Annotated in this window: 19 protein-coding genes, 3 tRNA genes and 1 pseudogene; 11 read left to right on the top strand and 12 right to left on the bottom strand. The window is 71.8% G+C overall.

The window, feature by feature from the left end; all coding sequences use genetic code 11:
* Nucleotides 1-192: 192 nt before the first annotated feature.
* Nucleotides 193-1,035: a hypothetical protein gene (locus ACLF5H_RS17795; protein WP_421676991.1), complete on the bottom strand. Its 843-nt coding sequence runs from the start codon at nt 1,033-1,035 to the stop codon at nt 193-195.
* Between the two features lie 198 nt (nt 1,036-1,233).
* Between ACLF5H_RS17795 and ACLF5H_RS17790 the strand changes: the two genes are divergently transcribed.
* Both ACLF5H_RS17790 and ACLF5H_RS17785 read left to right on the top strand, forming a co-directional pair.
* Nucleotides 1,234-2,337 carry a Leu/Phe/Val dehydrogenase gene (locus ACLF5H_RS17790; protein WP_421676990.1) on the top strand — a complete coding sequence of 368 codons (1,104 nt, stop codon included), beginning with the start codon at nt 1,234-1,236 and terminating at the stop codon, nt 2,335-2,337.
* 318 nt (nt 2,338-2,655) lie between these two features.
* The gene (locus ACLF5H_RS17785) at nt 2,656-2,904 is read left to right on the top strand and encodes a DUF3073 domain-containing protein (RefSeq protein WP_421676989.1); all 249 of its coding nucleotides are present in this window, start codon (nt 2,656-2,658) and stop codon (nt 2,902-2,904) included.
* A gap of 93 nt (nt 2,905-2,997) precedes the next feature.
* On the opposite strand, the gene purM is transcribed toward ACLF5H_RS17785, so the two are convergent.
* The 4 genes from purM to ACLF5H_RS17765 form a co-directional block, all read right to left on the bottom strand.
* Nucleotides 2,998-4,065, bottom strand: a complete 1,068-nt coding sequence (purM, locus tag ACLF5H_RS17780) for a phosphoribosylformylglycinamidine cyclo-ligase (protein WP_421676988.1) — start codon at nt 4,063-4,065, stop codon at nt 2,998-3,000.
* Nucleotides 4,066-4,099: 34 nt separating this feature from the next.
* Entirely contained in the window at nt 4,100-5,629 is a 1,530-nt protein-coding gene (purF, locus tag ACLF5H_RS17775; RefSeq protein WP_037650693.1) for an amidophosphoribosyltransferase, read from the bottom strand.
* Nucleotides 5,630-5,832: 203 nt separating this feature from the next.
* On the bottom strand, nt 5,833-6,279 hold the full coding sequence (locus ACLF5H_RS17770) for an META domain-containing protein (protein WP_421676987.1): 447 nt from the start codon (nt 6,277-6,279) through the stop codon (nt 5,833-5,835).
* Nucleotides 6,280-6,324: 45 nt separating this feature from the next.
* Nucleotides 6,325-7,122: a sterol carrier family protein gene (locus ACLF5H_RS17765; protein ID WP_421676986.1), complete on the bottom strand. Its 798-nt coding sequence runs from the start codon at nt 7,120-7,122 to the stop codon at nt 6,325-6,327.
* A gap of 105 nt (nt 7,123-7,227) precedes the next feature.
* Here ACLF5H_RS17765 and ACLF5H_RS17760 point away from each other — a divergent pair, with 105 nt between their 5' ends.
* Complete coding sequence (locus ACLF5H_RS17760; RefSeq protein ID WP_421676985.1) at nt 7,228-7,812, top strand: Uma2 family endonuclease; 585 nt, start codon at nt 7,228-7,230, stop codon at nt 7,810-7,812.
* A gap of 61 nt (nt 7,813-7,873) precedes the next feature.
* On the opposite strand, the gene purL is transcribed toward ACLF5H_RS17760, so the two are convergent.
* From purL to purS, 3 genes are read right to left on the bottom strand one after another with little or no spacing between them, the layout of a single operon-like run.
* Nucleotides 7,874-10,132 (bottom strand): phosphoribosylformylglycinamidine synthase subunit PurL, encoded by a 2,259-nt coding sequence (gene purL, locus ACLF5H_RS17755; protein ID WP_421676984.1) that lies wholly within the window; start codon nt 10,130-10,132, stop codon nt 7,874-7,876.
* Nucleotides 10,129-10,809, bottom strand: a complete 681-nt coding sequence (purQ, locus tag ACLF5H_RS17750) for a phosphoribosylformylglycinamidine synthase subunit PurQ (protein WP_421676983.1) — start codon at nt 10,807-10,809, stop codon at nt 10,129-10,131. The genes purL and purQ overlap by 4 nt, the downstream gene beginning before the upstream one ends.
* Nucleotides 10,806-11,078 carry a phosphoribosylformylglycinamidine synthase subunit PurS gene (gene purS, locus ACLF5H_RS17745; RefSeq protein WP_037650676.1) on the bottom strand — a complete coding sequence of 91 codons (273 nt, stop codon included), beginning with the start codon at nt 11,076-11,078 and terminating at the stop codon, nt 10,806-10,808. The genes purQ and purS overlap by 4 nt, the downstream gene beginning before the upstream one ends.
* A gap of 310 nt (nt 11,079-11,388) precedes the next feature.
* On the opposite strand from purS, the gene ACLF5H_RS17740 reads away from it, so the two are divergent.
* The 8 genes from ACLF5H_RS17740 to ACLF5H_RS17705 all read left to right on the top strand — a co-directional run bounded on the left by ACLF5H_RS17740 (nt 11,389) and on the right by ACLF5H_RS17705 (nt 16,061).
* Nucleotides 11,389-11,706 carry a histone-like nucleoid-structuring protein Lsr2 gene (locus tag ACLF5H_RS17740; protein WP_046423035.1) on the top strand — a complete coding sequence of 106 codons (318 nt, stop codon included), beginning with the start codon at nt 11,389-11,391 and terminating at the stop codon, nt 11,704-11,706.
* A 179-nt stretch (nt 11,707-11,885) separates the two neighbouring features.
* Nucleotides 11,886-11,957 (top strand) — tRNA-Gly (locus ACLF5H_RS17735).
* A gap of 82 nt (nt 11,958-12,039) precedes the next feature.
* Nucleotides 12,040-12,115 (top strand) — tRNA-Gly (locus ACLF5H_RS17730).
* 136 nt (nt 12,116-12,251) lie between these two features.
* Nucleotides 12,252-13,214, top strand: a complete 963-nt coding sequence (locus ACLF5H_RS17725) for an ABC transporter ATP-binding protein (protein WP_421676982.1) — start codon at nt 12,252-12,254, stop codon at nt 13,212-13,214.
* A gap of 47 nt (nt 13,215-13,261) precedes the next feature.
* Nucleotides 13,262-14,065, top strand: coding sequence for an ABC transporter permease (locus ACLF5H_RS17720; RefSeq protein WP_421677020.1), 804 nt, complete (start codon nt 13,262-13,264; stop codon nt 14,063-14,065).
* A gap of 17 nt (nt 14,066-14,082) precedes the next feature.
* Nucleotides 14,083-15,351, top strand: coding sequence for a sensor histidine kinase (locus ACLF5H_RS17715; RefSeq protein WP_421676981.1), 1,269 nt, complete (start codon nt 14,083-14,085; stop codon nt 15,349-15,351).
* Nucleotides 15,348-15,962 carry a response regulator gene (locus ACLF5H_RS17710; RefSeq protein WP_421676980.1) on the top strand — a complete coding sequence of 205 codons (615 nt, stop codon included), beginning with the start codon at nt 15,348-15,350 and terminating at the stop codon, nt 15,960-15,962. Before ACLF5H_RS17715 ends, ACLF5H_RS17710 begins: the two co-directional genes overlap by 4 nt.
* Before the next feature lie 23 nt (nt 15,963-15,985).
* A tRNA-Gly gene (locus ACLF5H_RS17705) sits at nt 15,986-16,061 on the top strand.
* Nucleotides 16,062-16,104: 43 nt separating this feature from the next.
* On the opposite strand, the gene ACLF5H_RS17700 is transcribed toward ACLF5H_RS17705, so the two are convergent.
* The 4 genes and pseudogenes from ACLF5H_RS17700 to purD all read right to left on the bottom strand — a co-directional run bounded on the left by ACLF5H_RS17700 (nt 16,105) and on the right by purD (nt 22,322).
* On the bottom strand, nt 16,105-17,004 hold the full coding sequence (locus tag ACLF5H_RS17700) for a phosphoribosylaminoimidazolesuccinocarboxamide synthase (RefSeq protein WP_421676979.1): 900 nt from the start codon (nt 17,002-17,004) through the stop codon (nt 16,105-16,107).
* 91 nt (nt 17,005-17,095) lie between these two features.
* Nucleotides 17,096-18,592: a N,N-dimethylformamidase beta subunit family domain-containing protein gene (locus ACLF5H_RS17695; RefSeq protein ID WP_421676978.1), complete on the bottom strand. Its 1,497-nt coding sequence runs from the start codon at nt 18,590-18,592 to the stop codon at nt 17,096-17,098.
* A 201-nt stretch (nt 18,593-18,793) separates the two neighbouring features.
* Nucleotides 18,794-20,736, bottom strand: a pseudogene (locus ACLF5H_RS17690) (hypothetical protein).
* Nucleotides 20,737-21,065: 329 nt separating this feature from the next.
* Nucleotides 21,066-22,322, bottom strand: a complete 1,257-nt coding sequence (purD, locus tag ACLF5H_RS17685; protein WP_421676977.1) for a phosphoribosylamine--glycine ligase — start codon at nt 22,320-22,322, stop codon at nt 21,066-21,068.
* Between the last annotated feature and the right edge of the window lie 258 nt (nt 22,323-22,580).

Below are 22,580 nucleotides of genomic sequence, written 5' to 3'. Positions count from 1 at the left end.
TTTTGGCATGAGGAGGGGGAAGAGGCGCAAGGGCCCCGTACGTGCAGTCCATCACCTTTCGGGCGTCCTTGACGCAAACGCCCGGATCGGGGCCGACGCCCCGTCAGTTGGGTGAAACGCGCTTGACCGTACGCCGTTGGGCACCGTCTCAGCTGTGGCGCGGATCACGTTCTGGCGGATTCTGTTTGAACGTCAGTTCGCCGAACGCCGATCCCGCACCGCACGCCACCGCTCCACGAGCCGCGCGTACGCCTCCCCGGCCGCCGCCTCGTCCCCCCGGCGCAGCGCCTCGACGCCCTCGGCCACGTCCGCCGCCGAGTGGTCGTCCGCCAACTCCTCGGCCGGCAGCACATGCACCAGACCGCCGTAGTCCAGCTCCACCAGCGACCTCGGGTGGAACTCCTCCAGCCAGCGGCCGACGTCCAGCAGACCGTCGACCAGCGGCCCCTCCCCCACGGACTCCCGCAGGGTGCGCAGCGCCCTGGCCACCCGGCGCCGGGCCTGCACCATCGGCGTGCGGTAGCGCAGCACCGGGGGCGCCTGCGCGGTCCCCTTCTCGTACTGCCGCTCCTCGTCCCTGACCAGCACGAACCAGTTCACCGGCACCTGCCAGGTCGCCGTGCGGATCCACGGCCGCGCATCGGGATTGCGCCCGAGCCAGCGCTCGTAGTCCAGGGCCGCCTGCCGGCGCACCACCGGCGGCAGCACCGCGTCCAGCACCGGCGGGGGCAGCTCCGAGCCGAGCTCCTCCAGCGCCTGCCAGCCGCGCAGCCGGGTCCGCCAGGGGCACACGCAGACCACCCCGTCGACCTCCAGCACGAAGGCGTCGCCGCTCTCGCGCACCGGCACCGCGATGGGCGGGGTCGGCACCAAGTCGGCCAGCGAGCGCCGCAGTTCGTCCTGGTACGAGGGCCGGTCCGGGCGGCGGGCGTAGCGCGCCCAGTGGCCGCGCTCCGGCTCCGGGAAGGCGCCCAGCGGCTCGTACACGCGCAGGTAGGCGGCGTAGGGGACGATCACGGAGGACACCTTCGGCACGCCTGTTCCCTCCCCATCGGACCCGGCTGGAAACACTGCGCATCGTGCCATGGCCAGGGGGGTGCGGTGAGCCCGTGCGAGTGATCCTGAACACTGCGCGGACGGCGGTCGGACGCAGGCTCTACGCTCATGCCACCAGCACCCGCCACCCGTACGGGAGCTGACCCCACTCGCCGCTAGTACACAGGAGTCACCACAGTGACCGACGTAACCGGCGCGCCTGCTGATGTCCTGCACACCCTGTTCCACTCGGAGCAGGGCGGTCATGAGCAGGTCGTGCTCTGCCAGGACCGCGCCAGCGGCCTCAAGGCCGTCATCGCGCTCCACTCCACCGCTCTGGGCCCGGCCCTCGGCGGCACCCGCTTCTACCCGTACGCCACCGAGGCCGAGGCCGTCGCCGACGCGCTCAACCTCGCGCGCGGGATGTCGTACAAGAACGCCATGGCCGGCCTGGACCACGGCGGCGGCAAGGCCGTGATCATCGGCGACCCGGAGCGCGACAAGACCGAGGAACTCCTCCTCGCCTACGGCCGGATGGTCGCCTCCCTCGGCGGGCGCTACGTCACCGCCTGCGACGTCGGCACCTATGTGGCCGACATGGACGTGGTGGCCCGCGCGTGCCGCTGGACCACCGGCCGCTCCCCGGAGAACGGCGGGGCCGGCGACTCCTCGGTGCTGACCGCCTTCGGCGTCTACCAGAGCATGCGCGCCTGCGCCCAGCACCTGTGGGGCGACCCCTCGCTGCGCGACCGCACGGTCGGTGTCGCCGGGGTCGGCAAGGTCGGCCACCATCTGGTGCGCCACCTGCTGGACGAGGGCGCGAAGGTCGTCATCACGGATGTCCGCCCGGACGCCGTCCGGCGGATCCTCGACCAGCACGAAGGCGTGACGGCGGTCGCCGACACCGATGCGCTGATCCGCCTGGAGGGCCTGGACATCTACGCGCCCTGCGCGCTCGGCGGTGCCCTGAACGACGAGACCGTGCCGGTGCTCACCGCCCAGGTGGTGTGCGGCGCGGCCAACAACCAGCTCGCCCACCCGGGTGTGGAGAAGGACCTCGCCGACCGCGGGATCCTCTACGCGCCGGACTACGTGGTGAACGCGGGCGGGGTCATCCAGGTGGCCGACGAGCTGCACGGCTTCGACTTCGAGCGGTGCAGGGCGAAGGCGGCGCGGATCTTCGACACCACGCTGGCAATATTCGCACGTGCGAAGGAAGACGGGATCCCGCCGGCCGCGGCGGCCGACCGGATCGCCGAGCAGCGGATGGCCGAGGCGCGCGCGGGCCGCACCGGGCGCTGAACCGGTCGCCCGAAAGGCTTCGCGCACCCGAGTTCGTACACATGAGCGGTACCCGCCGAGGGCTGGTTAGAGAGAACTCTCACTTCCATCGGCGGGTCGTTCCCCGATAAGTGGTTAAAATCGCCACTGACCAGCGAGGACAGGGCGCCTCGAAGGTTCTGTGCACACGCGCGTGCTGCGGGCGACGTACCGTATGGGCGCGGGCTCAGGTACCGTGGAAGCCCTACGGACCGGCCTCTCCACGGAGAGTCCGATCCAGATCATGAACGCGTGTCAGACTCTGGGGCCGTCGAGCCCCGTCACCGAGGGGGTCGAGCCATGGGGCGCGGCCGGGCCAAGGCCAAGCAGACAAAGGTCGCCCGCCAGCTGAAGTACAACAGCGGTGGGACTGACCTGTCACGTCTGGCCAGTGAACTGGGCGCATCAACTTCGAACCAGCCGCCGAACGGCGAGCCTTTCGAGGACGATGACGAGGACGAGGACGACCTTTACTCCCGTTACGCCGACCTCTATGAGGACGACGATGACGAGGACGAGGGTCCCTCACAACACCGTCGCGGCGCTTGACCTTGCACTGAGCACCAGTCCGGTCGGTGGCACAGCCACCGACCGGCTTCTGTGCTACCCGCGAGCAGGTCTCGCGGGCACCACACCGGGGCGTCAGTTCGCGTAGTCCCCCACCAGCTCCGCGCCGCTGTCCTTGTCGCCACGCTCGGTGATCTCGCCGGCCACCCAGGCTTCGACGCCCCGGTCGGCCAGTGTCGCGAGGGCCACCTCGGTGGATTCCTCGGGGACGATCGCCATCATGCCGACGCCCATGTTCAGCGTCTTCTCCAGCTCCAGGCGCTGCACGTTCCCGGTCCTGCCGACCAGGTCGAAGATCGCGCCGGGGGTCCAGGTGGCGCGGTCGACCACGGCGTGCAGATCGTCCGGGATCACCCGGGCCAGGTTGGCCGCGAGCCCGCCGCCGGTGATGTGGCTGAAGGCGTGCACATCGGCCGTGCGGGTCAGCGCCAGGCAGTCCAGCGAGTAGATCTTGGTCGGCTCCAGCAGCTCCTCGCCGAGGGTGCGGCCGAGTTCGGCCACCTCCGACTCCAGCGCCAGGCCCGCCGTGTTCAGCAGGACGTGGCGGACCAGGGAGTACCCGTTCGAGTGAAGCCCGGAAGCCGCCATGGCGATCACGGTGTCGCCCTCGCGGATGCGATCCGAGCCGAGCAGCCGGTCGGCCTCCACGACGCCCGTACCGGCGCCCGCGACATCGAAGTCGTCCGCGCCGAGCAGGCCCGGGTGTTCGGCCGTCTCACCGCCGACCAGGGCGCAGCCGGCCAGTACACAGCCCTCCGCGATGCCCTTGACGATGGCGGCGACCCGCTCGGGGTGGACCTTGCCGACGCAGATGTAGTCGGTCATGAACAGCGGCTCGGCACCGCACACCACGATGTCGTCCATGACCATGGCGACCAGGTCGTGGCCGATGGTGTCGTAGACGCCCAGGCGGCGGGCGATGTCCACCTTGGTGCCCACGCCGTCCGTGGCGGAGGCGAGCAGGGGGCGCTCGTAGCGCTTGAGGGCGGAGGCGTCGAAGAGTCCGGCGAAGCCGCCGATGCCGCCGAGGACCTCGGGACGCCGGGTCTTCCTGACCCACTCCTTCATCAGCTCGACGGCGCGGTCGCCCGCCTCGATGTCGACGCCCGCCGCTGCGTAGCTGGCACCAGTTGTCTCAGACATGACTGTGAGAGCTTTCGTGTCGTACTGCGGGGTGTTACGGGCGGCGGATCGCGTCGGCCGCGGCCGTTTCGGCGGGACCGGCCGCCAGCTCGGTCTCCAGCAGCTGCTTGCCGAGCAGCTCCGGATCCGGCAGCTCCATCGGGTACTCGCCGTCGAAGCAGGCGCGGCACAGGTTCGGCTTCGCGATGGTGGTCGCGTCGATCATGCCGTCGATGGAGATGTAGGAGAGCGAGTCGGCGCCGAGGCTGGTGCCGATCTCGTCGATCGTCATGCCGTTGGCGATCAGCTCCGCGCGGGTGGCGAAGTCGATGCCGAAGAAGCAGGGCCACTTCACCGGCGGCGAGGAGATGCGAATGTGCACCTCGGCGGCGCCCGCCTCGCGGAGCATGCGCACCAGGGCCCGCTGGGTGTTGCCGCGCACGATCGAGTCGTCCACGACCACCAGGCGCTTGCCCTTGATGACTTCCTTGAGCGGGTTCAGCTTCAGCCGGATGCCCAGCTGGCGGATGGTCTGCGAGGGCTGGATGAACGTACGGCCCACATAGGCGTTCTTCACCAGTCCGGCGCCGAACGGGATGCCCGAGGCCTCGGCGTACCCGATGGCGGCCGGGGTGCCCGACTCCGGGGTCGCTATCACCAGGTCGGCCTCGACCGGGGCCTCCTTGGCGAGCCGACGGCCCATCTCCACCCGGGAGAGGTACACGTTCCGGCCGGCGATGTCGGTGTCCGGGCGGGCCAGGTACACGTACTCGAAGACACAGCCCTTGGGCTTTGCTTCCGCGAATCGCGAGCTGCGCAGGCCGTTCTCGTCGATGGCGACGAACTCGCCCGGCTCGATCTCGCGGACGAAGCTGGCGCCGCAGATGTCCAGGGCGGCGGACTCGGAGGCGACCACCCAGCCGCGCTCCAGGCGGCCGAGGACCAGCGGGCGGATGCCCTGGGGGTCACGGCCGGCGTAGAGGGTGTGCTCGTCCATGAAGACGAGCGAGAAGGCGCCCCGAACCTTCGGGAGGACCTGATGGGCGGCCTCCTCGACGGTCAGCGGCTTGCCGTCCTCGTCGACCTGGGCGGCGAGCAGCGCCGTCAGCAGGTCGGTGTCGTTGGTGGCCGCGACCCGGGTGGAGCGGCTGTTGTTCTCGTTCGGGAGTTCGGCGACCATCTCGGCGAGCTGCGCCGTGTTGACCAGGTTGCCGTTGTGGCCGAGCGCGATCGAGCCGTGCGCGGTGGCGCGGAACGTCGGCTGGGCGTTCTCCCACACGGAGGCGCCGGTGGTCGAGTAGCGGGCGTGTCCGACCGCGATATGACCCTGGAGCGAACCGAGAGAGGTCTCGTCGAAGACCTGGGAGACCAGGCCCATGTCCTTGAAGACGAGGATCTGGGAGCCATTGCTGACCGCGATTCCCGCGGATTCCTGACCCCGGTGCTGGAGGGCGTAGAGCCCGAAGTACGTGAGCTTTGCGACCTCTTCACCCGGAGCCCAGACACCGAAGACGCCACACGCGTCCTGGGGGCCTTTCTCACCGGGGAGCAGGTCGTGATTGAGTCGACCGTCACCACGTGGCACGGCACCGAGTGTAGGCGAGATCGACCACTGGTCCGAATTGGGGATACGCGGCTCTCACGGCCGAGCGGTTCCCGGATCACCTTGTCGCTTTCCACGTCTGCGCAGGTCAGTGCGGCGTGTCCGGCGTCACTCGGGGATTTCTCCGGCCGTCCGCGACTTCTTGCCGGGCGGTTTGGCCGTATGCGTGAGTGAGGTGTCGCACATCATTCTGGTGTGCTGCGGGTGAGGTTGACGTGGTCTCCGTGACTCGTGGTGAGCGTGAGCTTGCCGTGGCCGGGGGTGCCGGTCAGCGTCCGGCCGCCGAGCAGCCCGCCGAGCAGCCGCTCGAACGCCATCCGGGCGTCGTCACAGGCCATCTTCGTGGTGCGCAGCCGCCCGAAGGCGACGCGGTCGCCGTGCAGGGTGACGGGGGCGCTGAAGCTGTTGCAGCCGAGGTTGCCGGTGGCGCTTCCGTCGGCACGCACGAGCAGGCGGGCGGAGGCCGGCGCGGGGTGGGTGGCGCCCTCGGCGGTGACGCTCACGACGCGCCACTCGACGCCGGTCAGGGGTTCGTCGACGGTCACCGCTCCACTGTGCGCGGGCGCGGCGCCGGGGGCCACCGCCAGGGGGAGGAGAAGGGCGAGGACGGCGGGCGCTTTGGTCCGTTTCATACCGTTACGACGGCCAAGCGCTTCGCCCGGTTCCCTCGGTCCCCCTCAGGACATGACCGGCAGCAGCCAGCCGATGTCGGCCCGCTCCCCGCTCGCGCTGACCTTGGCGTCCTCCACGGCCGTCCGCCAGTCCGTCCGTCCGGTGGCGAGCCGTACCCAGGTCAGCGGATCGGTCTCCACCACATTGGGCGGGGTGCCGCGGGTGTGCCGGGGCCCCGCCACGCACTGCACCACGGCGTACGGCGGCACCCGCACCTCGGTGGAGCCGCCGGGCGCCTTCGCCGCGAGCGCGTCGGCGAGCAGCCGGGTGGTGGCGGCCAGCGCCTGCCGGTCGTACGGCACGTCGAGCCCCGGCACGGCGGCGTTCAGGTCGTCGGTGTGCACGACGAGTTCGACGGCCCGGGTGACCAGGTAGTCGTCCAGGGACAGGACACCGGCGTTGGTCGGCAGCAGCCGGCCGCCGGGGTGCTCGGCGAGCAGTCCGCGCAGGAGGCCGTCGATGTCCGTGAGGTAGGCGTCGAGATCGGGATGGGCGGCGGTCAGGTCCCGGGTGAACGCGTCGATGTCCGCGGAGTCGGCGGCGGTCGCGAACGGCCAGTCGAGCAGCACGGCGTCCGCCTTGACCGGCTCGGGCCGCGCGATCGCCCGCTGTACGGCCGTCACCGCCATCCCGATGTGCACGACCAACTCCCGCACGGACCAGCCCCCGAGCCGGGTCTCCCCCGCCAACTGCTCCTTGCTCAGCCCGCGTACGGCGTCCCGCACCGCCCCGAACTGACCGAGGACCGCGGCACGGGTCCGGACGGGATCGTAGGTACGGGCACGCTTCTTGGCCGGGGGCATGGGGGGAGCTTATGCGCACTCACCCGTGTGGGTGAGCACCGGCGGAAACCGCGCCGGGCCGCCGGGCGCGGGCAACACTGGCTTCCGCCTGGAAGGGGGTTCGGCATGACAGGGACGGCCGAGCGCACACCTCAGATGTCGGTGCGGGAGTTCGAGATGATCGCCGCCGCCGCTCCCGAGACGGTCATGTTGGAGTTCATCAGTGGGCGGCTCGAAGTGAAGAAGGGGGCGGACGGCGATCACCGCACCGTTCTGTCCCTGCTCCGCAGACATTGCCTCCAGGTCGCGCCGGAACTGGACCTGTACCAGGGGCAAGGGCTCCGGGTGGAGGAGCGGCGGGAGGGCAGGGCGAGGCCCGATGCCGTGCTCGTACCGAGAGGTCACTTCGCGGAACACGGCGAGTGGGCCGAGCCCGCGGGGGCGCTCATGGTCGTCGAGGTCACCGCGTACGACCCGGACACCGACCGGTTGATCCGGCACGGGAAGCCGATCGCGTACGGCCGGTCCGGAATCCCCGTGTACCTGCTGATCGACCGGGACGCCCGCACCGTGGCCGTGCACAGCAACCCGGACCGGCGGGTGCACGGCTACCGCGACGTCCACGCCGCGAAGTTCGGGGAGAAGGTCCTCGTCCCCGGCCCGATGGACATCGAGCTGGACACGGAGATCCTGAAGAACCACGTCCGCTGAACCGGCACGGGAATCCCCCGCCCGGAACCTGAATCCGGGCGGGGGAGGTCGGTCTCCGTGCCTACGCCAGCAGGGACGGGATCGTGTTCTCGTGGGCCTCGCGCAGATCGGCCAGGGGGAGGGTGAGCTCGCCCTGGATCTCCACCGAGTCGCCGTCCACGACACCGATGCGGGTGACCGGGAGGCCGCGCGCACCGCACATGTCGTTGAAGCGGAGCTCCTCCGAGCGGGGGACGGCCACGAGGGCGCGGCCGGCCGACTCGGAGAGGAGGAAGGTGAAGGCGTCCAGGCCGTCGGGGACGATCAGACGCGCGCCCTTGCCGCCCAGCAGGGCCGATTCGACCACGGCCTGGATCAGACCGCCGTCGGACAGGTCGTGCGCGGAGTCGATCATGCCGTCGCGGGAGGCGGAGATCAGGATCTCGGCCAGCAGCCGCTCCCGCTCCAGGTCGACCACCGGGGGCATACCGCCCAGGTGGTCGTGGATCACCTGGGACCAGGCCGAGCCGCCGAACTCCTCGCGGGTGTCGCCGAGGAGATAGAGCAGCTGCCCCTCCTCCTGGAAGGCGACCGGGGTACGGCGGGCGACATCGTCGATCACACCGAGGACCGCGACGACCGGCGTCGGATGGATCGCCGCCTCGCCCGTCTGGTTGTAGAGCGAGACATTGCCGCCGGTCACCGGGGTGCCGAGCTGCAGGCAGCCGTCCGCGAGGCCGCGTACCGCCTCCGCGAACTGCCACATCACCGCCGGGTCCTCGGGCGAGCCGAAGTTCAGGCAGTCCGAGACCGCGAGCGGCTTCGCGCCCGTCGTCGCCACGTTCCGGTACGCCTCCGCCAGCGCCAGCTGGGCGCCCGTGTACGGGTCCAGCTTGGCGTAACGGCCGTTGCCGTCCGTCGCGATGGCGACACCCAGGCCGGACTCCTCGTCCACCCGGATCATGCCCGAGTCCTCGGGCTGCGCCAGCACCGTGTTGCCCTGCACGAAGTGGTCGTACTGCTGGGTGATCCACTTCTTGGACGCCTGGTTCGGGGACGCCACCAGCTTCAGGACCTGCTCGCGCAGCTCCTGCGAAGTCGCCGGGCGCGGCAGCTTGTTCGCGTCGTCGGCCTGGAGCTCGTCCTGCCAGGAGGGGCGCGCGTACGGCCGCTCGTAGACCGGGCCGTCGTGCGCGACCGTGCGCGGGTCGACGTCCACGATCTTCTCGCCGTGCCAGAAGATCTCCAGCCGGTCGCCGTCGGTCACCTCACCGATGACGGTGGCGATGACGTCCCACTTCTCGCAGATCTCCAGGAAGCGCTCGACCTTCGCGGGCTCCACGACCGCGCACATGCGTTCCTGCGACTCGCTCATGAGGATCTCCTCGGGCGAGAGCGTCGAGTCGCGCAGCGGGACGTCGTCCAGGGTGACGCGCATGCCGCCGGAGCCGTTGGAGGCCAGCTCGCTGGTCGCGCAGGAGAGTCCGGCCGCGCCCAGGTCCTGGATGCCGACGACCAGCTTCTCCCGGAACGCCTCCAGGGTGCACTCGATGAGCAGCTTCTCCTGGAAGGGGTCGCCGACCTGCACGGCGGGACGCTTCGAGGGCTTCGCGTCGTCGAAGGTCTCGGACGCGAGGATCGAGGCGCCGCCGATGCCGTCGCCGCCGGTCCTGGCGCCGTACAGGATGACCTGGTTGCCCGCGCCGGAGGCCTTGGCGAGGTGGATGTCCTCGTGCCGCATCACACCGATGGCACCGGCGTTGACCAGCGGATTTCCCTGGTAGCAGGCGTCGAAGACGACCTCGCCGCCGATGTTGGGCAGGCCCAGGCAGTTGCCGTAGCCGCCGATGCCCGCGACCACGCCCGGCAGGACGCGCTTGGTGTCGGGGTGGTCGGCCGCGCCGAAGCGCAGCGGGTCGACCACCGCGACCGGGCGGGCGCCCATCGCGATGATGTCGCGGACGATGCCGCCGACGCCCGTGGCCGCGCCCTGGTAGGGCTCCACGTAGGAGGGGTGGTTGTGCGACTCGACCTTGAAGGTGACCGCGTAGCCCTGGCCGACGTCCACCACACCGGCGTTCTCGCCGATGCCGACAAGGAGCGCGTCCGACTCGGGCGCCTTCTCGCCGAACTGGCGCAGATGGACCTTGGAGGACTTGTACGAGCAGTGCTCGGACCACATGACCGAGTACATGGCGAGTTCCGCGCCGGTCGGGCGGCGGCCGAGGATCTCCACCACCCGCTCGTACTCGTCCTTCTTCAGGCCGAGTTCGGCCCAGGGCAGCTCGACGTCGGGAGTCGCGGCCGCGTGCTCGACCGAGTCCAGAGGCGTGCGGCTCATGCGTTGACCAGCTTCTTGAGGATCGAGGTGAAGAAGGGGAGGCCGTCGGTGCGGCCGGAACCGATCAGCGGTTCGACGGCGTGCTCGGGGTGCGGCATCAGGCCGACGACATTGCCCGCCTCGTTGGTGACGCCGGCGATGTCGTTGAGCGAGCCGTTCGGGTTGAAGCCCACGTAGCGGAAGACGACGCGGCCCTCCGCCTCCAGCTTGTCGAGCGTGTACGGGTCGGCGACGTACCGGCCGTCCATGTTCTTCAGCGGGATGTGGATCTCCTGGCCCTGGCGGTAGTCGCCGGTCCAGGCCGTCTCCGCGTTCTCCACCCGCAGCTTCTGGTCGCGGCAGATGAAGTGGAGGTGGTCGTTGCCGAGCATCGCGCCGGGCAGCAGGTGGGCCTCGGTGAGGACCTGGAAGCCGTTGCAGATACCGAGGACCGGGAGGCCGGCCTTCGCCTGCTCGATGATCGTGTCCATGACCGGCGAGAAACGGGAGATGGCACCGGCGCGCAGATAGTCGCCGTAGGAGAAACCACCGGGCAGGACCACGGCGTCGACCTGCTTGAGGTCCTTGTCCTTGTGCCAGAGGGCGACCGGTTCGGCGCCCGCGAGACGGATCGCGCGCTGGGTGTCCCGGTCGTCCAGGCTCCCCGGGAAAGTGACGACGCCAATACGAGCGGTCACTTCGCCGCCTCCGCGACTTCCGCGCCCTCTTCCACCTTGACGGTGAAGTCCTCGATCACCGTGTTGGCGAGGAAGGATTCTGCGAGATCACGGATGCGGGCGAGCGCGGCCTCGTCGACCGGGCCGTCAACTTCCAGTTCGAAACGCTTTCCCTGACGGACGTCCGAGATCCCTTCGAATCCCAGGCGCGGCAGCGCACGCTGGACCGCCTGGCCCTGGGGGTCGAGGATCTCCGGCTTGAGCATGACGTCGACTACGACGCGTGCCACTGGCACTCCCGATGTGTGGTGCTGAGCAGGTTCCTTCAGACTACCCGCACAAAATTTCTACGCGAGTAGAGTTGGAGGAAACTACGTGAGGCGCATCACGATCGGGTGTCGGAGCCCGGTGGTCGTGAAAAGTTCTGGGAAAGTTCGACGGGCCGCCCGCAACCCCTATTGCGTTCGGACACGCGGACGGTTTTAGTCGGGCTTCACTTTGCATTGCCGGGCACTGTACAAATGAATTGGCAATAGCCGATACTCGGCACGTCAACGCCGGTGAGCTGTATCGACGTGCCGCACGAAGGGACCGATATTCGTGGCGCAAAAAGTCGTGGTCACTCTCTTTGACGACATCGACGGCTCGGAAGCGGCGGAAACGATCGCCTTCGGACTCGACGGCAAGTCGTACGAGATCGACCTGAACGAAACCAACGCCAAGAAACTGCGCAAGGCGCTCGCGCCGTTCGTCGAGGCCGGCCGCAAGCGGTCGCGCTCCGGCAAGGCGTACAAGCAGACCGAGGTGGCTCCCGACCCGGCGGCCGTGCGCGCCTGGGCCCAGGCCAACAAGATGGACGTGCCCGCGCGCGGGCGCATTCCCAAGAAGGTCTACGAGGCGTTCAGCAGCGCGCGGTGAGGCGTGCCAGGCCCGCGAAGGGGCGGCGTCCAGGGTCCGTCAGCGGGCCCTGGGGGCCGTGCACTTGGGGCGCCGGGGCGGCCGCCCGGGGAGCCGACTTGCGCTACCCCCCTGCTGATCAGCTAATGTCTGAGACACGCCGAGGGGCAAGGTCGAAAAGCCGAAACCCCGAGGATCGTGCGGGTGTAGTTCAGTAGTAGAACATCCCCCTTCCAGGGGGAAGGCGCAGTGTGCGATTCCTGTCACCCGCTCTGGCATCGGCCGTCCGGACCACTCTTGTGGATCAGGTAGGCTGGTGCTCGCACCGATCGGTGGGAGCCGGTCGGGGGCAGTGCGGACGTAGCTCAGTTGGTAGAGCGCAACCTTGCCAAGGTTGAGGTCGCGAGTTCGAGCCTCGTCGTCCGCTCCAAGGAAAAACCCCGGTCTTCGCGACCGGGGTTTTTTCGTGCTCACCTCGAAGTGGCTTTCGAACCGCTGACATTTGTCATGCCGGCCGATGACACCGCGCACTGCCGACCGCCCCCGGACGCCGGGACGCTGAGGGCATGGACATCGACGGGCACGAACGGGTGATCGAGGTCACCGGCCTCACACGTGTCTACGGCGGCGGATCCGAAGGATTCGAGGCCGTACGCGCGATCAGCTTCTCCGTGGCGCGCGGGGAGATCTTCGCGCTGCTCGGCACCAATGGCGCGGGCAAGACCTCCACCATGGAACTCCTGGAGGGACTCGCCGCGCCGACCCGCGGCCAGATCAGGATCCTCGGCCACGATCCCTACCGCGAACGGACCGCCGTACGCCCCCGCATGGGCGTGATGCTCCAGGAGGGCGGCTTCCCCGCGGAGCTGACCGTCGCCGAGACCGCCCGGATGTGGGCGGGCTGCACCAGCGGCGCCCGGCCCGCGGCGGAGGTGCTGGCGCGGGTGGGGCTCGGGGACCGGCTCGGGGTACGGGTCAAACAGCTGTCCGGCGGCGAACGGCGCCGGCTCGACCTCGCGCTCGCCCTGCTCGGCGACCCCGAGGTGCTCTTCCTGGACGAGCCGACGACCGGCCTGGACGCCGAAGGCCGCCGGGACACCTGGGAGTTGGTGCGCGCGCTGCGGGACGCCGGGACGACCGTGCTGCTCACCACGCACTATCTGGAGGAGGCCGAGGGCCTGGCCGACCGGCTCGCCATCCTGCACGCGGGCCGCATCGCCGCGGCGGGTACCCCGGCCGAGGTCACCGCGGGCCGCCCCGGCCGGATGTCCTTCCGGCTGCCCGAGGGCTACCACCTCGGCGATCTGCCCCCGCTGGCCGCCCTCGGCGTCTGCGGCCATGAGCACGAGGGCCGGACCGTACGGCTGCACACCACCGACCCCCAGCGCACCGCCGCCGGCGTCCTCGCCTGGGCCGACCGCACGGGCCTGCGCCTGCCCGCCCTCGATGTGCGCTCGGCCTCCCTGGAGGAGGCGTTCCTGGGGATCGCGGGGCACGACAGCGGGCTCGGCCAGGGGGTGGCGGCATGAGCGGAGCGGCACCTGAGCGTACGAACGTGAGCGAGGGAGGGGACGGCATGAGCGTGGTCGTACGGACGGCGGCGGGAGGGCGGTCGAGGACGTCCGCGGGGCGGCGGTTGGGGGCGCTCGGGCGGGCCGAGCTCGCGCTGCTCGGGCGGAACCGGGGGGCCGTGGTCACCGCGCTGCTGGTGCCGCTCGCGCTGCCGTTCACCGTGCGCGGGGCCTACACGCGGCCCGGTCTGAAGGCGCACGGGGTGAACGTCGGCACCGCGATGCTGACGGCCGCCATCGGCTTCTCCTTCCTCTTCGCCGTCTACACCGCGCTGGTCGGCGCGTTCGTCGCCCGCCGCGAGGAACTCGTCCTCAAGCGGCTGCGCACCGGCGAGCTCTCCGACGCCGAGATCCTCACCGGCACCGCCCTGCCCGCCGTCGGACTCGGCCTCGCCCAGGCCTTGGTGCTGTCCGTCGGCTGCACCCTGCTGCTGCACACCGGCCCGCCGAAGGCGCCCTGGCTGATCCTGCCGGGGCTGCTGTCCGGCCTCGTGGTGAGCGCCGCGCTCGCCGCCGTCACCGCGTCCTTCACCAGGACCACGGAGAGCGCCCAGGTGACCGCGCTGCCCCTGCTCCTCGTGTCCATGCTCGGCTCCGGGATCACGATCCCCGCCACGGCCCTGCCCGACCGGATCGCGTCCCTCTGCGCGCTGCTCCCGCTGTCCCCGGCGATCCGGCTGGTCGGCGCGGGCTGGACCGGGCGGCTGAGCGGCCCGGGGACACTGACCGCCCTGGCCGCCGCGCTGGCCTGGACCGTGGTGGCGGTGTTTGCTGTACGACGGTGGTTCCGCTGGGAACCGCGGCGCTGAGGACGGGGGTACGGCGCGTGCTGAGGCGGATGCGGGGCTGGCAGCGGCGGTACTGGGGCGAGCGGAGCAAGGCGGAGCGGGTCGAGCTGCACAGCGTGGTCACCTGGAAGGCCACCCTCTGGGTGTTCCCGCTGAGCTGGATGCTGCCCCCGGTCACGGTCGGCCTCCAGCGGCACCCCGGAGCCCTCGCGCTCGGCGCCCTGCTGATCGCCGTCGGTCTGCTCCAGTGCCTGGTCGCCTCTCGGCTCACCCGCCCGGCGCTCGACCACTACCTGGGCCGGTCCGAACTGCCCCCGCGGGCCCACCGCGGCGCGGCCCTGCTGCTCGCCCTGGCCCTCGCCCTGCTCGTGACGCTCGTCGCGCTCGGCAGGCTCAACGGGCCCACCAGCCGGATGGTGCTCGGCGCGGTGCTGGTGTCCTTCGGCATGACCTACGCGCTCACCGTCCCCGTGACGGTGTTCCTGCGCCGGTCCGCCGCCCTGTCGGCGCTGCTCGCGGTCGTCCTGCTGCTCGCCCACCCCAGCGGCCTCGGTGCGGTGGCGACCGCACTGTCCGCCGCCTTCGCCACCGCCTTCACCCTGCTCGCCGCCCGCTGCGGGGCCTGGACCCTCGCGGTGCTCTGGGAGGCCGAGCGTGGCCGGGAGATCCAGGCCCGGCTCGCGGTGGCCGAGGAGCGGCTGCGGTTCGGGCGCGATCTGCACGACGTCCTCGGACGGAACCTCTCCGTGATCTCCCTCAAGAGCGAACTGGCCGTCCAACTGGCCCGGCGGGGGCGGCCGGAGGCGGTGGAGCAGATGATCGAGGTGCAGCGGATCGCGCAGGAGTCCCAGCGGGAGGTGCGGGCCGTCGTACGCGGCTACCGCGAGGCCGACCTGGGCGCCGAACTCGCGGGAGCGCAGGGCGTGTTGGAGGCGGCCGGGATCGACTGCGAGGTGCGCGCGGAACCGGCCGGGCTGCCCGCCGAGGTGCAGTCGGCGCTCGGCTGGGTGGTGCGGGAGGCGACCACCAATGTGCTGCGGCACGGGGACGCGCGGCGATGTGCGGTGGGGCTGGCGGTACGGGAGGGAGTGGTGGTGCTGACGGTGGAGAACGACGGGGCACGGGCCGCCGCGACGAGGACGAGCGGCGGCTCGGGGCTCGCCGGGCTGCGGGAGCGGCTCGCGGCCGTGGGCGGGACGCTGGCGGCCGCTGCCGCGGATGAGGACCGGTTCCGGCTGGTGGCCGAGGTGCCGCTGCCGGACGGGACGGCGCGAACGACGCGGGAAGTGAGTGACGTCACAGCATGAGTGATCCGGTACGGCTGCTGCTCGCCGACGATGAGCATCTGATCCGGGGCGCGCTGGCCGCCCTGCTCTCCCTCGAAGACGATCTGCTGGTGGTCGCGGAGGCGGCCACCGGGCCCGAGGCGCTGGCGATGGCGGTGGCGCACGCCCCCGATGTGGCGGTGCTGGATCTCCAGATGCCGGGCGCGGACGGTGTGAAGGTCGCCACATCGCTGCGCGCCGAACTGCCCGGCTGCCAGGTGCTGATCGTCACCGGCCACGGGCGGCCCGGGCATCTGAAACGGGCGCTCGCGGCGGGGGTGCGGGGGTTCGTGCCGAAGACCGTCAGCGCCCGCCGGCTCGCCGAGATCATCCGGACCGTGCATGCCGGAAACCGTTATGTGGACCCGGAATTGGCGGCCGACGCGATCTCCGCGGGGGACTCCCCGCTGACCGCTCGGGAGGCGGAGGTGCTGGAGCTGGCCGCCGACGGGGCGCCGGTCGCGGAGATCGCCGAGCGGGCCGCGCTGTCCCCCGGGACCGTGCGCAACTACCTCTCCTCGGCCGTCACCAAGCTGGGCGCCGAGAACCGGCACACGGCAGTGCGTCTCGCCCGCGAGCGAGGTTGGGTATAGTAGCTGTCGCGCCACGGCGCACTGCGGACGTAGCTCAGTTGGTAGAGCGCAACCTTGCCAAGGTTGAGGTCGCGAGTTCGAGCCTCGTCGTCCGCTCCACAGAAAGACCCCGGTCCCTCGGACCGGGGTCTTCTTCGTGCGCCTAGGACCAGCTGGTGCCGGTCAGACGCTCGTACGCCTCCAGGTACTTGGCGCGGGTGGCGTCCACGACCCGCTGCGGCAGCGGCGGCGGGGGCTGCTCGCTGCGGCGGTCCCAGCCGGACTCCGCGGAGGTCAGCCAGTCGCGCACGAACTGCTTGTCGTACGACGGCTGCGCGCGCCCCGGCTGCCACTGGTCGGCCGGCCAGAAGCGGGAGGAGTCCGGGGTGAGCACCTCGTCGGCGAGGACGAGCGTGTCCCCGTCGAAGCCGAACTCGAACTTGGTGTCCGCGAGGATGATGCCCCGCTCGCGGGCGATGTCCCGGGCCCGGGAGTAGACGGCGAGGGTGGCCTGGCGCAGCTGGGCGGCGGTCTCGGCGCCGACCTGGCGGGCGACCTCCTCGTACGAGACGTTCTCGTCGTGCTCGCCGACCTCGGCCTTGGTGGCCGGGGTGAAGATCGGGGCGGGCAGCTCGGAGCCGTCGACGAGGCCCTCGGGGAGGGCGAGGCCGCACACGGTCCGGGACTTCTCGTACTCCACCAGGCCCGAGCCGGTGAGGTAGCCGCGGGCCACGCACTCGACCGGGACCATCTTCAGCGAGGTGCAGATCAGGGTCCGGCCCGCCCAGTCGGCGGGGGCACCGGCGGGCAGTTCCTCGGAGATCACATGGTTCGGGGCCAGGTCGCGCAGCTGGTCGAACCACCACAGGGAGAGCCGGGTGAGGACACGGCCCTTGTCGGGGATCTCCGTGGGGAGCACCCAGTCGTAGGCGGACATGCGGTCGCTGGCGACCATCACGAGGTCACCCGCCTCGTTCCGGTACAGGTCCCGCACCTTTCCGGTGTGCAGGTGCACCAGGCCCGGAACCTGGATCGGCTCGGGCTTTTCTACGAATCCGGACACGGTTCCTCCCCGTGGTTCTGTCCAACTGCCTCGATTCTCCCTTATGGGGGCGGTCGGTTTCGGCCAGGGGTCCTCCGGGGCCGGGGGCGGCTCAGTCGCGTTTGCAGATGCGGTCCAGGAGGTTGGCCGTGGCCCGCTGGATACGGGGGTCCACATGGCCGGGGCGGTCCAGGGCCGGGGACCAGGCGAAGGTGCCGGAGGCGAACACCCAGGCGCCGGACGGGGCCCGGTACAGGGAGGTCTCCTGGTGGCGCAGGGTGCCGCCGGTGTCGGTGTAGGGGGAGTGGGCGAGCAGGATGCGCTCGTCGTGCGCGGGCAGCGCGGTGCGCGGGAAGTACCGGTCGGCCTCGCCCGCGACCAGGCCCGGGATCTCGTCGTCCTCATGCGCGCCGGTGGCCTCCCACAGCCAGTGCCGGGCGTTGCGCACGATCAGCGGGCGCGGTTCGGGGACCCGGCCCGCGTACTGGATGCCGATCAGCTCCTGTTCGGGGCGGTCGACCTCCCGCCACAGCACCGGCTTGCCGGGGCCCTTGCGCTTGCGGCAGGTCAGCAGCCGGTCCGGCGTCCCGGACGGTGAGGCCCCCAACTCGACCTGCCAGTACATGGTGTTGGCGGAGAGGAAGACCAGCGAGGTGCCGTGGTCGCGGGCCCGCTCGGCGGCGCGGCGCATGGGCCCCGTCCAGTACTCGTCGTGGCCGGGGAAGATCAGGCCCCGGTAGCGGGTGGGGTCCACCCGGCCGGCGTGCAGATCGCGGGCGTCGGCGTAGGCGAGGTCGTAGCCGTAGCGCTCGGCCCAGCGGATGACGTCGTAGGCGTGTCCGACGTGCAGCGGCAGGCCCGCGCCCGCGTACGGCCGGTCGAAGGAGACCGTGGTCGCCGCGTCCGCCTCGCCGAGCAGCGCGCCCTGTTCGTCCCAGGCGTGATAGAGGCTGGCGCCGGTGTGCCCGTCCTCGGGGTACAGGTTGTACGCCTGCCAGGTCACGTCGGGCAGCAGCAGGAGCAGATCGGCCGGGCGGTCGTCGCGGACCGTGAACGGCACATGGGAGCGGTAGCCGTCGGCGGTGGTGAGCACGGCCACATAGGCGCCGACGCTCCAGTGCGAGGGCACCTGGAGGCGCCAGGACTGCCACCAGTGGTGGCAGGAGACCGTGCGGTCGGCGGTCAGCGGCGGGGACTGGGCGATGCCGGAGAGCCGGGGGCTGGTGGTGATCTTGGCGGCGCCGTCGCCCGCGTAGTGGCCGATCCGGTAGATGTCGACGGCGAACTCCTGCGGCGGGTCGACCGTGATGTGGAAGTCGATCGCCTCGCCGGGCGCGACCGCGCCGGTGGCGGTGAATCCCTTGATCTGGCGGTGCACGTCGTCGGCCGAGCGGGGGCCGCCGGGGGAGGTGCGCGGCGCGGGGATGCGGGCGTCGCCCCGGGTGTGCTGCTGGGGGACGGCGTCGACGTACCAGGGCACGACATGGCCGGTGTCGTCGAAGTAAGTCTCGCTGCCGCGCAGCCAGGGCACCGGGCCCAGGCCGAAGGGATCCGTGACGGCGTGCGCGATCGCTCCGGACTCCCAGCGGCGGATGTGGTCCGAGGCCATGGTCACTCCCCTCCCCGAGCCCCCCGGTTCCTGTGGGCGGGCGGTACTCGCGGTGCTCGGCCGTGCTGTCGTATGTCGCATGCCTTTGCCAGGTGCGTGATGGTTCCAGCACATCACATAACGCACGGGCTCGGTCACTATTCGTTGCGAATTGACCTGAAGTGGAAGCTGAGGCTCCCGTTGGGCGAGGCGTCTCGGCTGTCAGACGAGGCGTATCGGCTTCTCGGGGCGTATCCCCGCGGCGGCCAGCCAGTCGCGCAGCGGGCCCGGGTCGCCCTCCTCGATCAGGCTCAGCACCCGGGGGGTCAGGTCGGCCGCCCGCTCTCCGTGCAGCAGCAGGGACGGGCCGTCCAGCCAGTCCAGCGCCGGGACCGCGCCCGCGGTGTCGACGGCGGCGCAGCACACCATCGCGGTGACGTGGTCGGTCAGCAGTTCGCGGGCGGTACGCGGGGGCTGGAGGGGGACGAGGGGCAGCGCGCCGCCGTCCCAGAGGGTGCAGGGCGGGCTCTGGCCCGCGGCGGTGGCGCCGCGCGGCACGGCGTTCTCCTCCCGGGCCACCTCGGCGCTGAGGCCGGCGGCGAGGAGGATGCTGCGTTCGGTGCCCGGGTCGTCGTCCTCATCGTCCTCGGCGGCCTCGTCGGCCGCCGCCAGGAGACCGGTGTCCGCGCCGGTGTGGGCGTCGGCGTGGGCGGTGGTACGGGCGGTCGTGTGGTCGTCGGTGCGGGCGGGGACGAGGGCGGCGCCGGGGGCGGTCGCCGCCGGTCCGTCCGGGTCGGCGGCCGGGTGCGCGGCTGGGTCCGCGGGTCCGGTGGCGGGCTCCGGGTCCGTGGGCTCGGTGAGGTGGTCCAGGATCCGGGCCAGGGTGGGGGCCGCGGTGTGCCGGGCGGGGCGGGGTCCGAGGGAGTCCAGGACGCGGTGCAGCCGGGCCGCGTCGGCGCGCCAGGTGCGGTCCACGACCTCCTCCGGGTACGACTGCCAGTCCACCGGCGCCCAGTCGGCGCGGGGTCCGGCGGGGCCGCCGTGGAAGAGGCGCGCGGCGAGCAGCGAGGTGGCCTCGTCCACGCTGCCGGGCTCCTCCAGCAGATCGCAGGCGGGCCGCTCGCCGAGGCGGGACGTGAAGCCCTCGGCCAGCCGGTCGCGCCGGGACAGCTCGGTGAGCGCGGCGACCACGCCCGCGTCCAGCCGGGAGGGCCAGCGGCCCATCCGCCAGGCGGGCAGCGCCACCCGGGTCAGCAGCCGGTCCCAGCCCGCGTACGCGAGCCCGACCTGCTCCTGGGCGACGATCCGCAGTCCGTAGTCCACCGTCCGCGCCCGCTCGGCGGCGGCCGCGGCGACCCCGCGCTCCATCTGCGCGGCGTGCTCACGGCAGGCGCCCAGCAGCAGCCGGGCCACCCGGCCGAGGAGCGCGCAGTTCCCTCCACGACGCTCTTCCGATCTCGGCCGAGGAGCGCGCAGGCCCCGCGGGCCAGCGGACCCCGCCGGGGCGTGGCGGCTATGGCCAGGGTGGCGTCGAGGCCGCGCACGAAGCGCCGGGCGGCGGCTATGTCGGGCTGTGCCGAGGGGCCCGTACCGGCGACGACGGGGGCGATGACGGCGCGCAGCTCACCGACCCGCATCCACCACAGGAAGGGGGAGCCGATGACGAGGACCGGCGCGGCGGGGGCCCGGCGGGGGCGGCGCCCCTCACCCGGTATGTCCGCCGCACCGGGACCGGTCCGGGCGGGCAGGCCGTGCGCCGGGTGGGTGCGGTCCTCCAGCCAGCTGTCGCAGTCCGGGGTGAGGGCTATGGCGGAGGGCGCCGGGACCTCCAGCCGCTCGGCGAGGTCGCGCACCATCCGGTACAGGTCGGGGGCGGACTCCTCCGCGACAGGCACGGTCGGCGTCATGGCGGGACGGGCCCGCGCGACGACCAGGGCGATGCCGGCGGTGGCCAGCAGGACGAGGACCGCGAGGACGCCCACGGCCCAGCGGGCGGCGTCCCAGCCGGGGCCGACCAGATGGCCCGTGGCCGCGCCGGCCAGCAGGATCACCTCGGCGGCCGCGGGCAGCACGGCCACGCCCAGGGCCCGGCCGCGGACCCGCAACACCGCGAGGGCCCGGGAACGCGCGGCCTGCGCGCCCGCTTCCACACCGTTTCCGGTCACGTGCCGACCTCACCCCCTCCCCTGTCGATGCCGTGCTGTCCTGGTGCTGCTCACTCCCCCACTGTGGCATCCGTCACTGACAACGCAATGCCGGTGGGCCAAGTGCGCAGTGCCGATGGCCGAGAGCGCACTGCCCGTGTGCCAAGTGCCGGAACGCTTGCGCGGCACCCTAGTTGCGGCCTCGGCCCACGTCAGCCGGATGGGCGATTGCTCACTCGATGGAATGGCTTTGGTCAGAGCTGGGTGACAGACAGCAAAGATCAGGCCCCGGATTGCGGATCCGGGGCCTGTCGGGGTGAAACGGGAGCTGGGAGGCGTCGAGAGAACGCTCAGAGCGCCTCGGCGGCCGCCTTCGCCGCGATGTCCGTGCGGTACTGCCCGCCGTCGAGCCGGATCCGGCCCACCGCCCGGTACGCCCGCTCGCGCGCCTCGTCCAGGTCCTTGCCGGACGCGGTGACGGACAGCACCCGGCCGCCCGCGCTGACGACCGCGTCGCCGTCCTGCCGGGTGCCCGCGTGCAGCACATAGGCGTCCGGGGCGTCCTCGGCGGCCACCTCGGCGAGACCGGTGATCGGGTCGCCGGTGCGCGGGGTGCCGGGGTAGTTGTGGGAGGCGACGACGACGGTGACGGCCGCGTCCTCGCTCCAGCGCAGCGGCGGCAGGTCGGCGAGGTTGCCGGTGGCGGCGGCCATCAGCAGCCCGGCCAGCGGGGTCCGCAGCCGGGCCAGCACGACCTGGGTCTCGGGGTCGCCGAAGCGGGCGTTGAACTCGATGACCCGCACGCCCCGGCCGGTGATCGCCAGACCGGCGTAGAGCAGCCCGGAGAACGGGGTGCCGCGGCGGCGCAGTTCGTCCACCGTCGGCTGGAGGACGGTGTGCAGCACCTCCTCGACCAGCTTCGGGTCGGCCCACGGCAGCGGCGAATAGGCGCCCATGCCGCCGGTGTTGGGGCCCTCGTCGCCGTCCAGGGCGCGCTTGAAGTCCTGGGCGGGCTGGAGCGGTACGACGGTCTCGCCGTCGGTGACCGCGAACAGGGACACCTCGGGGCCGTCGAGGAACTCCTCGATCACCACGCGCTCGCAGGCGGCGGCGTGCGCCTCGGCGGCGGCCAGGTCGGAGGTGACGACGACGCCCTTGCCGGCGGCGAGTCCGTCGTCCTTGACGACGTAGGGGGCACCGAAGGCGTCGAGGGCCTCGGCGACCTCGTCGGCGGTGGCGCAGACGTACGACCGGGCGGTCGGCACCCCGGCCGAGGCCATGACGTCCTTGGCGAACGCCTTGGACCCCTCCAGCCGGGCGGCCTCGCCGGACGGGCCGAACACCGGGATGCCGGCGGCGCGCACGGCGTCGGCGACACCGGCGACCAGGGGGGCCTCCGGGCCGACGACGACCAGCTCGGCACCGAGTTGCCGCGCCAGCGCGGTCACCGCGGCACCGTCGAGCGCGTCGACCTGGTGCAGCTCGGCGACCTCGGCGATGCCGGCGTTGCCGGGGGCGCAGTGCAGCGCGGTGACGTCGGGATCGAGGGACAGGGAGCGGCACAGGGCGTGTTCGCGGGCGCCGCTGCCGATGACGAGGACGTTCACGGGGTCAGCCTAATGGCAAGGTCGCCGAAGTCCGGGGGGTGGGGAAGCCGTACGTTCCTACAAGGGGGGTGGGGGTGCGGAGGGGGTGGGGGTGTGGAGAGGGGGTGGGGGCAGGCCGTCCGTCGTCGGGTGCGGGGCCGTCGTGGCCGATCGCGCAGTTCCCCGCGCCCCTGAGGGGGTGGCGGGGGCCGTCGACCTCAAAGGGCTACGGGATTGCGGCTGGGGCAGGCGGTCCATCGTCAGGTGCGGGAGCGTCGT

The sequence above is a fragment of the Streptomyces sp. LaBMicrA B280 genome (genome assembly GCF_049222185.1).
Classification (GTDB): domain Bacteria; phylum Actinomycetota; class Actinomycetes; order Streptomycetales; family Streptomycetaceae; genus Streptomyces; species Streptomyces murinus.
This window is presented reverse-complemented; position numbering and strand designations above follow the sequence as displayed.

Coding starts and splice junctions, on each gene's coding strand:
- ACLF5H_RS17725 (WP_421676982.1), top strand. CDS start 12,252: ATGGACATCGACGGGCACGAACGGGTGATCGAGGTCACCGGCCTCACA.
- purL (WP_421676984.1), bottom strand. CDS start 10,132: ATGAGCCGCACGCCTCTGGACTCGGTCGAGCACGCGGCCGCGACTCCC.
- ACLF5H_RS17710 (WP_421676980.1), top strand. CDS start 15,348: ATGAGTGATCCGGTACGGCTGCTGCTCGCCGACGATGAGCATCTGATC.
- ACLF5H_RS17720 (WP_421677020.1), top strand. CDS start 13,262: ATGAGCGTGGTCGTACGGACGGCGGCGGGAGGGCGGTCGAGGACGTCC.
- ACLF5H_RS17770 (WP_421676987.1), bottom strand. CDS start 6,279: ATGAAACGGACCAAAGCGCCCGCCGTCCTCGCCCTTCTCCTCCCCCTG.
- ACLF5H_RS17760 (WP_421676985.1), top strand. CDS start 7,228: ATGACAGGGACGGCCGAGCGCACACCTCAGATGTCGGTGCGGGAGTTC.
- ACLF5H_RS17765 (WP_421676986.1), bottom strand. CDS start 7,122: ATGCCCCCGGCCAAGAAGCGTGCCCGTACCTACGATCCCGTCCGGACC.
- ACLF5H_RS17695 (WP_421676978.1), bottom strand. CDS start 18,592: ATGGCCTCGGACCACATCCGCCGCTGGGAGTCCGGAGCGATCGCGCAC.
- ACLF5H_RS17785 (WP_421676989.1), top strand. CDS start 2,656: ATGGGGCGCGGCCGGGCCAAGGCCAAGCAGACAAAGGTCGCCCGCCAG.
- purM (WP_421676988.1), bottom strand. CDS start 4,065: ATGTCTGAGACAACTGGTGCCAGCTACGCAGCGGCGGGCGTCGACATC.